General features: G+C 69.8%; 9 protein-coding genes. 5 read left to right on the top strand and 4 right to left on the bottom strand.

All coding sequences use genetic code 11. From position 1 onward, the window contains the following. The 3 genes from ACRDP3_RS15825 to ACRDP3_RS15815 all read left to right on the top strand — a co-directional run. Window positions 1-1,108: FAD-binding protein (locus ACRDP3_RS15825; protein ID WP_431517589.1), on the top strand; the 1,108-nt coding region annotated here is incomplete at its 5' end. Next, complete coding sequence (locus ACRDP3_RS15820; protein ID WP_431517588.1) at window positions 1,108-1,869, top strand: succinate dehydrogenase iron-sulfur subunit; 762 nt, start codon at window positions 1,108-1,110, stop codon at window positions 1,867-1,869. The genes ACRDP3_RS15825 and ACRDP3_RS15820, both read left to right, overlap by 1 nt. A 150-nt stretch (window positions 1,870-2,019) precedes the next feature. Then, window positions 2,020-3,009, top strand: a complete 990-nt coding sequence (locus ACRDP3_RS15815) for a trypsin-like serine peptidase (RefSeq protein WP_431517587.1) — start codon at window positions 2,020-2,022, stop codon at window positions 3,007-3,009. A gap of 67 nt (window positions 3,010-3,076) precedes the next feature. Here ACRDP3_RS15815 and ACRDP3_RS15810 read toward each other — a convergent pair whose 3' ends face one another. Genes ACRDP3_RS15810 through ACRDP3_RS15800 form a run of 3 tightly spaced genes read right to left on the bottom strand, consistent with a single transcriptional unit; the run spans window position 3,077 to window position 5,614 of the window. Continuing rightward, a complete protein-coding gene (locus tag ACRDP3_RS15810) occupies window positions 3,077-3,916 on the bottom strand; it encodes an amino acid ABC transporter ATP-binding protein (RefSeq protein WP_431517586.1) in 840 nt (279 codons plus the stop codon). Window positions 3,917-3,920: 4 nt separating this feature from the next. Further along, window positions 3,921-4,784, bottom strand: coding sequence for an amino acid ABC transporter permease (locus tag ACRDP3_RS15805; RefSeq protein ID WP_431517585.1), 864 nt, complete (start codon window positions 4,782-4,784; stop codon window positions 3,921-3,923). Beyond that, window positions 4,781-5,614, bottom strand: coding sequence for a transporter substrate-binding domain-containing protein (locus ACRDP3_RS15800; protein ID WP_431517584.1), 834 nt, complete (start codon window positions 5,612-5,614; stop codon window positions 4,781-4,783). Before ACRDP3_RS15800 ends, ACRDP3_RS15805 begins: the two co-directional genes overlap by 4 nt. Before the next feature lie 307 nt (window positions 5,615-5,921). On the opposite strand from ACRDP3_RS15800, the gene ACRDP3_RS15795 reads away from it, so the two are divergent. Next, a complete protein-coding gene (locus tag ACRDP3_RS15795; RefSeq protein ID WP_431517590.1) occupies window positions 5,922-6,899 on the top strand; it encodes a trypsin-like serine peptidase in 978 nt (325 codons plus the stop codon). 19 nt (window positions 6,900-6,918) lie between these two features. Here ACRDP3_RS15795 and ACRDP3_RS15790 read toward each other — a convergent pair whose 3' ends face one another. Then, the gene (locus ACRDP3_RS15790) at window positions 6,919-7,839 is read right to left on the bottom strand and encodes a transglutaminase-like domain-containing protein (RefSeq protein WP_431517583.1); all 921 of its coding nucleotides are present in this window, start codon (window positions 7,837-7,839) and stop codon (window positions 6,919-6,921) included. An 89-nt stretch (window positions 7,840-7,928) separates the two neighbouring features. On the opposite strand from ACRDP3_RS15790, the gene ACRDP3_RS15785 reads away from it, so the two are divergent. Then, window positions 7,929-9,245, top strand: coding sequence for an acyl-CoA thioesterase/BAAT N-terminal domain-containing protein (locus ACRDP3_RS15785; protein ID WP_431517582.1), 1,317 nt, complete (start codon window positions 7,929-7,931; stop codon window positions 9,243-9,245). The last annotated feature ends 50 nt before the right edge of the window (window positions 9,246-9,295 follow it).

The following is a 9,295-nucleotide window of genomic DNA, read 5'->3' as shown; positions in this document are numbered from 1 at the left end:
CACCCTGACCGGAGACGGCCAGGCGGTGGCGTACCGCAGGGGATTGCCGCTTGAGGACATGGAGTTCTTCCAGTTCCACCCGACCGGCATCTGGAAGATGGGCATCCTGCTCACCGAGGGCGCCCGTGGCGAGGGCGGCATCCTGCGCAACCGCGACGGCGAGCGCTTCATGGAGAAGTACGCGCCGGTGATGAAGGACCTCGCCTCCCGTGACGTCGTCTCCCGCGCGATCTACACCGAGATCCGCGAAGGCCGCGGCTGCGGACCCGACAAGGACCACGTCTTCCTCGACCTGACGCACCTGCCGCCGGAGCAGCTGGACGCCAAGCTGCCGGACATCACCGAGTTCGCCCGTACGTACCTGGGCATCGAGCCCTACACCGACCCGGTGCCGATCCAGCCGACCGCGCACTACGCGATGGGCGGCATGCCGACCAACGTGCAGGGCCAGGTGCTCGCCGACAACAACACGCCGGTGCCCGGCCTGTACGCGGCCGGGGAGGTCGCCTGCGTGTCCGTGCACGGTGCGAACCGGCTCGGCACCAACTCGCTGCTGGACATCAACGTCTTCGGGCGGCGGGCGGGCATCGCCGCCGCGGAGTACGCGTCCAACGCGGACTTCACCGAACTGCCGGAGAACCCCTCCGCGTTCGTCGAGGGCGAGGTCGAGAACCTGCGGGACGCGACCGGCGACGAGCGGGTCGTGGAGATCCGCAGGGCGCTCCAGGAGTGCATGGACAAGAACGTCATGGTCTTCCGTACGGAGCAGACGCTGAAGGAAGCCGTCGAGGAGATCGGCGCACTGCGCAAGCGCTACAAGGACATCAGCGTCCAGGACAAGGGCAAGCGGTTCAACACCGACCTGCTGGAGGCCATAGAGCTGGGCAACCTGCTGGATCTGGCCGAGGTGACGGCGGTCTCCGCGCTGGCCCGCAAGGAATCCCGCGGCGGTCACTACCGCGAGGACTTCCCGAACCGCGACGACGTCAACTTCATGCGCCACACCATGGCGTACCGCGAGGTGGGCGACGACGGCACCGAGTCGATCCGGCTGGACTACAAGCCGGTCGTGCAGACCCGCTACCGGCCGATGGAGCGTAAGTACTGATGAGCACCGCTGTCATTGACGAGACCGGCAAGTCCGCGGCCGCGGCCTCGCACCTGATCACCGTCACCCTGCGGATCCGCCGCTTCAACCCCGAGGTGTCGGCCGAGCCGGAGTGGCAGGACTTCACCCTCGAGACCGACCCGAAGGACCGGGTCCTGGACGTGCTCCACAAGATCAAGTGGGAGCTGGACGGGACGCTGACCTTCCGGCGCTCGTGTGCGCACGGCATCTGCGGCTCGGACGCGATGCGCATCAACGGCCGTAACCGGCTGGCGTGCAAGACGCTGATCAAGGACATCAACCCGGGCAAGCCGATCTCCATCGAGGCGATAAAGGGCCTCACGGTCCTCAAGGACCTGGTGGTCGACATGGACCCGTTCTTCCAGGCCTACCGCGACGTGATGCCGTTCCTGGTCACCAGCGGCAACGAGCCCACGCGCGAGCGCTACCAGTCCGCCGCGGACCGCGAGCGCTTCGACGACACCACCAAGTGCATCCTGTGCGCCGCGTGCACCAGCTCGTGCCCGGTGTTCTGGAACGACGGCCAGTACTTCGGCCCGGCGGCGATCGTCAACGCGCACCGCTTCATCTTCGACAGCCGCGACGAGGCGGGCGAGCAGCGCCTGGAGATCCTCAACGACAAGGACGGCGTGTGGCGTTGCCGCACCACCTTCAACTGCACGGACGCCTGCCCGCGCGGCATCGAGGTGACCAAGGCCATCCAGGAGGTCAAGCGAGCCTTGATCACCCGCCGCTTCTGAACACTTCCTTCGCGTGAGGGAACACACCATGGCGCCCGGGATAATCCCGGGCGCCATGTCATTTGCATATGCCCAACCCCTTTTCGACAAGGGGGTTTTCAAGGCAGGCTCTGAACGCACATGTGCCCGCTCCCGCAGAAGGAGTACGCGTTGAGAGATCTACGACACATCCGCAAAGGCGCCGGAGCGCTGGTGGCCACCGGCACCCTGCTCGGACTCGCCCTGCAGACGGCACCCGCGAGTGCCGACTCCGGTGGCGGCGCCCCGGGTTCGGCCGGTGCGAAGAAGGCGGCACAGGAAAGTTTCTCCAACTCCTGGACAGCGGAGCGAATGCGCAACGCCACGTCTCTCGATCTGCTCGACGTCGGCTCCGATGCCGTCCGGAGTACGGGCAAGGCGGTGCCCCGCGGCGAGGAGCTGAAGATACCGCCGCTCGGACCGGACAGCGGCAAGAAGTCGGCGGCCGAGGGCGGCGGGCCGTGGCAGGGCGGCGGCGACGTCGTACAGACCTCGGGCCGGGTCTTCTTCAAGTTCGGCGGCCGCGACGCCTCCTGCTCGGGCAACGCGGTCACCAGCGACAACGCCAGCACGGTCATGACGGCCGGGCACTGCGTGAAGATGGAAGGCAAGTGGCACACCGACTGGACGTTCGTGCCCGGCTATCACGACGGCCAGGCCCCGCACGGCAAGTGGGCGGCCGACAAGACGCTGACCACCCCGCAGTGGGACGCCGGCGAGGATCTCAACTATGACGTCGGCGCCGCCGTCGTGAAGCCCCGGGACGGCAAGAGGCTGACGGACGTCGTCGGCGGCCAGGGCCTGTCCTTCAACTCCGGCTACAACGAGACCATGTACGCCTTCGGCTTCCCCGCCGCGGACCCGTACGACGGCGAGAAGCTCACCTACTGCAGCGGTACGGCCTACCGCGACCTGCTGCTCACCAACGACTACGGTCTCGCGTGCGACATGACGGGCGGCGCCAGCGGCGGCCCCTGGTTCACCGAGTTCGACGAGGCGTCGGGCACGGGCCTGCAGGCGTCGGTGAACAGCTTCAAGTACAACTTCCAGCCCAACGCGATGTACGGCCCGCGCTTCGGCGCTGACGCCCAGAAGCTGTACGAGAACGCGCAGGCCGGCTGACCCGGCCGGCCGACTGGCGGGGTGGGACGCGGGTCGCGTCCGTCACGGCTGGTCCGCCCCGGGCGCCTCAGGGGGCGTCCGGGGCGCCTCGGACGCCGGGGGCGTCCGGGACGGCGTCCGCCAGACCGCCGGGGTGGATCACCCTGGCCAGGAACTCCCGGGTCCGCGCATGCTCCGGCCGGACGAGCACGTCCTCCGGGGCCCCCTCCTCGACCACGATTCCGTCGTCCAGGAAGACCACCCGGTCGGCGACCTCACGGGCGAACGCCATCTCGTGGGTGACGACCATCATCGTCATCCCCTCACCCGCGAGCGTCCGCATCACCCCCAGCACCTCGCCCACCAGTTCCGGGTCGAGCGCGCTCGTCGGCTCGTCGAAGAGCATCAGCTCCGGTCCCATCGACAGCGCCCGCGCGATGGCCACCCGCTGCTGCTGTCCGCCTGACAGCTGCCCCGGATAGCCGCTCTCCTTCTCGGTCAGCCCCACCTTCGCCAGATTCTCCCGCGCGACCGCGGCGGCCTCCTTCTTGTCCCGCCGCAGCACGCGCCGCTGCGCGATCGTGAGGTTCTCCAGCACGGTCAGATGCGGAAAGAGGTTGAACTGCTGGAAGACCATGCCGATCCGGCGGCGCACCCGGTCGATGTCCACGTCCGGGTCGGTGATGTCCACCCCGCTCACCAGCACCCGCCCGGCGGTCGGCTCCTCCAGCAGATTGGCGCACCGCAGCAGCGTGGACTTTCCGGAGCCCGACGGTCCGACGACGCACACCACCTCCCCGTGCGCGATGCGGAAGTCGACTCCCCGCAACACCTCCAGCTCGCCGAAGGACTTGCGCAGCCCGTGGATCTCGATCGCGGACGGCGCCGGCGCCGTCACGGTCGCCGCCGTCTCTGCCGACGCTGTCATGTCCTCACCGTGCCTTGGAGTGCCGCGCCTCGAGCCGCCGTACGAGCAGCCCGAGCGGGATGGTCACGAGCAGATAGCACAGCCCCGCGACGAAGATGGGTGTGGTGTTGGCCTCCTCGCTGGCCAGGTCCCGGCCGAACTTGGTGAGTTCGCGCTGCTCCAGGGTGACGCCCAGGAACAGCACCAGCGACGAGTCCTTGAAGAGCAGCACCAGCTCGTTCGTCAACGGCGGCACGATGATCCGGAACGCCTGCGGGATGACGATCGACCGCATGGCCGTCGCATGCGACATCCCCAGGGTGCGGGCGGCCTCCAGCTGCCCCCGCGGCACGGCCTGGATCCCGGCCCGGATCGTCTCCGCCATGTAGGCCGCGGAGACCAGCCCGAGCGCGCACGCGACCTGCCCGTACGTACCGCCGGGGAAGACCAGCCCGGGGAAGGCCAGCGGCACGCCCACCCCCACGAAGATGAAGATCAGCAAAGCGGGGAGACCGCGGAAGAACTCGATGTACGCCATCGCCAGCCAGCGGTACGGACCGACCGACGACAGCCGCATCAGCGCGATCACGAGGCCCAGCACCAGCCCCACGGCGAAGCCGGTCAGGGTGTAGACCACGGTGTTGAAGAGCGCGATGGTGATGAGGTCGGGGAAGAGCTGCCCGGCCACGTTCGGATCGAGGAACTGCTGCTGGAGCCGTCCCCAGTCGGCGAGCGTCGCGAGCAGCACGAGGGCGACCGCGAACAGGACGTACTGCGCACCACGCGACAACCGCCGCCTGCGGCGCGGCGAGAGCCCGTGCTGCCGCAGCGCTTCCGGCGGGGCGGCTTCCTCGGCTTCCTCGACGGGGGCGGGGGAAGGGCCGCTCATCGCGTGGCGGCGCCCTTCGGCATCGGCCCGATCCACTTCTCGTAGAGCTTCTGGTACGTGCCGTCCTTCTTGGCCTTGGCTATCGCGCCGTCGATCTTCTTCAGCAGCGCGGGGCTGCCGCCCTTCTTCACCGCGAAGCCGTACTGCTCACCGGTGTCCAGGTTCCCCGAGAGCTCGAACTTCGCCGATGTCTTCGCGTCCTTCAGCCAGTTCTGCACGACCGGGAGATCCTGGACGATCACATCGACCTGCCCGGTGCGCAGCCCGTTCAGCTCGGCGTCCGAGGACTCGTACGACTTGGAGTCCACCCCCGCCTTGCGTGCGAAGTCCTCGCCGGTCGTCGAGGACTGCGAACCGAGCTTCAGCTTCTGGGACTTCACGTCGTCGAGCGACTTGGCCTCGACCCCCTTGCGGGTCAGCAGGGCCTGGGTGGCGTCGAAGTACGGCGCGGAGAAGTCGAGATTCTGCTTGCGCTCGTCGGTGATGGTCATACCCGCTGCGGCGACGTCGCAGGTACGGGCGTTGAGGTCGGCGCCGGTCTTGATCGTCTCGAAGGACTTGTCGATCACGACCTGCTTGACACCCAGCTCCTTCGCCACCAGGTCGATCATCGCCACGTCGAAGCCGACGATCTTCCCCTTCCGCTCGAACTGGAAGGGCGGGTACGGGAGATGGGTGCAGGTCGTGAGCTGGTCGGCCTTCACCAGCCCGACGCCCTTGACCTTGGCCGGCCCGGAGTCCCCCGACCCGCAGCCGACGGCGAGCAGGGCGGTCGCGGTGGCGAGAGCGAACAGCGCGGGTCCGCGGCGGCGCGTTCGTCCGCCTGTCATGGACGGATGCATCGGTACGGACCCCCTGTGCTTCGGCGGCAGTGATCGCTCAGCCTGACTCACCCGCGAGGTGCTGTCCAGAGAGTTGCAGGCCCGAAGTACTCAGCTGACCAGGACCGACCCGAGATCACGAGCCGGTGCCACCGCCCTGCTCGGAGAGCCGGGCGGCGGAACACGCACATCTCCCGTTCGGCGGAGCCGATTTCGGGGCACGCTCAGAACGCACAACCGCAACGCGAACGTTCGTCCGCACCACTCATCTGCCCCACCCCCCGCAGAAGGAGTACGCGTGAGACGCACAACACGTATGCGCAAGGGCGCCGGCGCGCTGGTCGCCGTAGGAGCCCTGCTCGGGCTCGTCGTACAGGCGGCGCCCGCGAGCGCCGACTCCGGTGGCGGCGCGCCCCGTTCGGCCGTCCAGCATGCGGCCGAGGCCCCGGACGGGCCGGCCGCCGGATACTGGACCGCCGACCGGATGCGGAAGGCCGCGCCGCTCGACCTGCTCGACATCGGCTCCCGCGCCGTCGAACGCGCGGGCAAGGCGGTGCCGGGAGCCGAGGAGTTGAAGGTTCCGCCGGTCCTGCCGGACGCCGGGACGAAGGCGCTTCCCGAGGGCGGCGGTCCGTGGACCGGCGGCGGCGACGTCGTGCAGACGTCGGGGCGGGTCTTCTTCACCTTCGACGGCCGTAACGCCTCCTGCTCCGGAAACGCGGTCACCAGCGCCAACGCCAGCACGGTCATCACGGCCGGGCACTGCGTGAAGTACCAGGGCAGCTGGCACACCAACTGGACGTTCGTGCCCGGCTATCACGACGGTCAGGCCCCGCACGGCAGGTGGGCGGCGGACAAGACGCTGACCACGCCGCAGTGGGAGGCGAGCGAGGACATGAACTTCGACGTCGGCGCCGCCGTCGTGAAGCCCCTGGACGGCAAGAAGCTGACGGACGTCGTCGGCGGCCAGGGTCTGTCCTTCAACGCCCCCTACAACTCCACCATGTACGCCTTCGGCTTCCCGGCCGCCGACCCGTACGACGGCGAGAAGTTCATCTACTGCAGCGGGACCACGTTCAAGGACTTCCTGCTCACCGACGACCACGGCCTCTCGTGCGACATGACGGGCGGCTCCAGCGGCGGCCCGTGGTTCACCGAGTTCGACGAGGCGTCGGGCACCGGTCTGCAGGCGTCGGTGAACAGCTTCGGCTACGTCTTCCTGCCCGGCACGATGTTCGGCCCGTACTTCGGTGCGGACGCGCAGACGCTCTACGAGACGGCCCAGGCCGGCTAGCCCAGCCGCCCGCCCACCGTCAGGGACTCTGGACCTGCGGGCCGCCGCGCAGGCGCACCTCGCACTCGCCGTCGTAGGACTGGTACGAGGTGATCGTCTCCGGCACCCGCAGGCCCGGGGTGTTCAGGTAGAGGGCGCGGACCCGGTCGAAGTCCGCTTCCACCGTGGCCTCCGCCGCCTCGTCGAGCAGCGCCAGCTCCGCCTCGCCGGGCTCGTCGATGCCCGGTTCGCTGTCGCCGAGGCCCCAAGCGTCCCAGGGCAGCACCTCGGCGCGGTTCAGCGCCGCCAGGTCCCGCACGACGTTGGCTCGCACCATCCACCGGCCCATCAGGCCGAGCGCGCTGACGCCGAAGGTCTTCGGGTCGGCCTCGCCCGCACGGCACCGCCGCCAGCCCTCGCCGGCGACGAGGAAGCGGTCGCGGGGCACGTCGAGCGGGTCGAAGTCCAGCTCGTAGGCCTTCTCGACCTGCGAGTCGGGCACCATCTGCGGGTCGCTGAGGATCCAGCCGCGCTCCGGGTGCCAGTACTCGGTCATCCAGTGGTCGTCGTGGAAGCCCGGCGCGAAATAGGTGGCGTAACCGCAGCGGATACGTGCCGGTGTCCCAGTGTGCCGCAGCAGCGAGCAGTGCAGCAGTGCGAAGTCGCGGCAGGTGCCCGCGAACCGGTCGAGCGGGCGTCGCGGTGCGCTGAGGGGCGCACCGTCGAGCCGCGTGATGGTGTCCAGTATGTCGTCGATGTAGCGGGTTTCCGCTTCGGCGCGGTAGCGCGCCTCGGACAACGCGCACCCGAAACGGCCCGTCTCGTCCCGGTGAATGAGCAAGTGCCGGACGAGCAACGCGAGTTCATCCGGGCCACCGGGAAGTTCGGCGAGCCTGTCCGTAGCGCCGGGATCGCTGTGGACGCTCTGCGTCGAGTAGAAGTCACGCTCTGCGGGCAGCATGTGCGACAGGGTTGCGGATTTCGTCGCGGATTGCCAGCCGGTCGGCAGCCGATTCCGTGCCACGGCCGGGTGTGCGTAGGGTGCGCCCCGTGAGACGTACAGGAACGGTACGGGCTGCCGCGGCCGCGCTCCTCATGCTGGCCGCCACCGCGGCCTGCTCAGGCGGGGGAGGCAGCGACGACGCCCGGCCCCCGGGCAGGGACAGGGTCAAGGACGAGGACCGGGCGTCGATCCGGGTCGACCATCCCGTGGCCCTCGCCGACAAGGGCGTACGCGTGCGGGTCGGCGGACTCGGCGCGGAGGACCGGGTCACGGTCGCCGCGCACGCCAAGGACCAGCGCGGCATGCCGTGGAGCGCGAAGGGCGACTTCACGGCCGACGCGCACGGCCGTCTGGACCTGGGCGGGCAGGCACCGCGCGGCGGGCGCCCGTACGAGAAGCCCGGCAGTATGAGCCTGATCACCGCGATGCTGCCGCAGCGCGGCCCGGGGACGAAGATGATCGGCAGCGGCCGGGCCCTCTACTACCACCCGGCCTCCCCGGCCGAGCAGCCTTCGTACGACGTGCGGCTGACCGTCAGCAAGAACGGCAAGCGGCTGGCCGGCCGCACCATCAGCCGCCAGTGGCTGACCGGTGAGGTGCGGCACCGCAAGCTCACGGTCGCCAGGGACAAGGTCGACGGCGAGCTGTACACCCCGGCGAAGGGTGCGAAGCGGCGGGCGCCCGTTCTGGTCTTCGGCGGCTCGGAGGGCGGCAACTCCGGTGAGAACGCCGCCGCGTTGCTCGCGGCGCGCGGCCATCCCGCGCTGTCGCTGTGCTACTTCCGCTGCGGCGAGGGCTCGGGACGGCCCAACGCGATCAACATGATCGACCTCGGCTACTTCACGCGCGCGGCCCGCGTGCTCGGCAAGGAGCCCGGCGCCGACCCCAAGCGGCTCGCGGTGATGGGCAACTCCCGCGGCAGCGAGGTCGCCCAACTCCTCGGCCAGCGCCACCCGTCCGTCTTCCGTGACGTGATCGCCTACGCGCCCTCCGCCAAGATCAACGGTCCCTATCTGGCCGGCGCGCAGGGCCGTGCCGCCTGGGCGGAGCGCGGCAGGCCCATCCCGGCCGGGCCCATCCGGCTGGACCGCGTACGCGGCAGGGTGCTGGCCGTCGCGGGCGGCAACGACAAGATGTGGGACTCCGACGGCGCGGCCCGCCGCATCGCCGCCCAGCGCAACGCGTCCGGTGCCCGCCACCAGCAGGTCACCTATCCGAAGGCGGGCCATCACGTGAACTGGTTCCCCTACGGCCAGCCCGGCCAGGAGGGTGGCGCGGACGGCAGCGTCCTCGCCACCGCGCGGGCCGACGAGGCGGCCCGCGCGGACAGCTGGACGCGGGTGCTGAAGCTGCTCGGTCACTGACCGCCGCCCGCCCCCTGCCGTCCGCCCCGCCGTCCGGCTCAACGCCGGAC

The organism is Streptomyces sp. (assembly GCF_050698815.1).
Taxonomy (GTDB): domain Bacteria; phylum Actinomycetota; class Actinomycetes; order Streptomycetales; family Streptomycetaceae; genus Streptomyces.
Note: the sequence above shows the minus strand (reverse complement) of the source record. Positions and strands in the feature narration are given on the sequence as shown.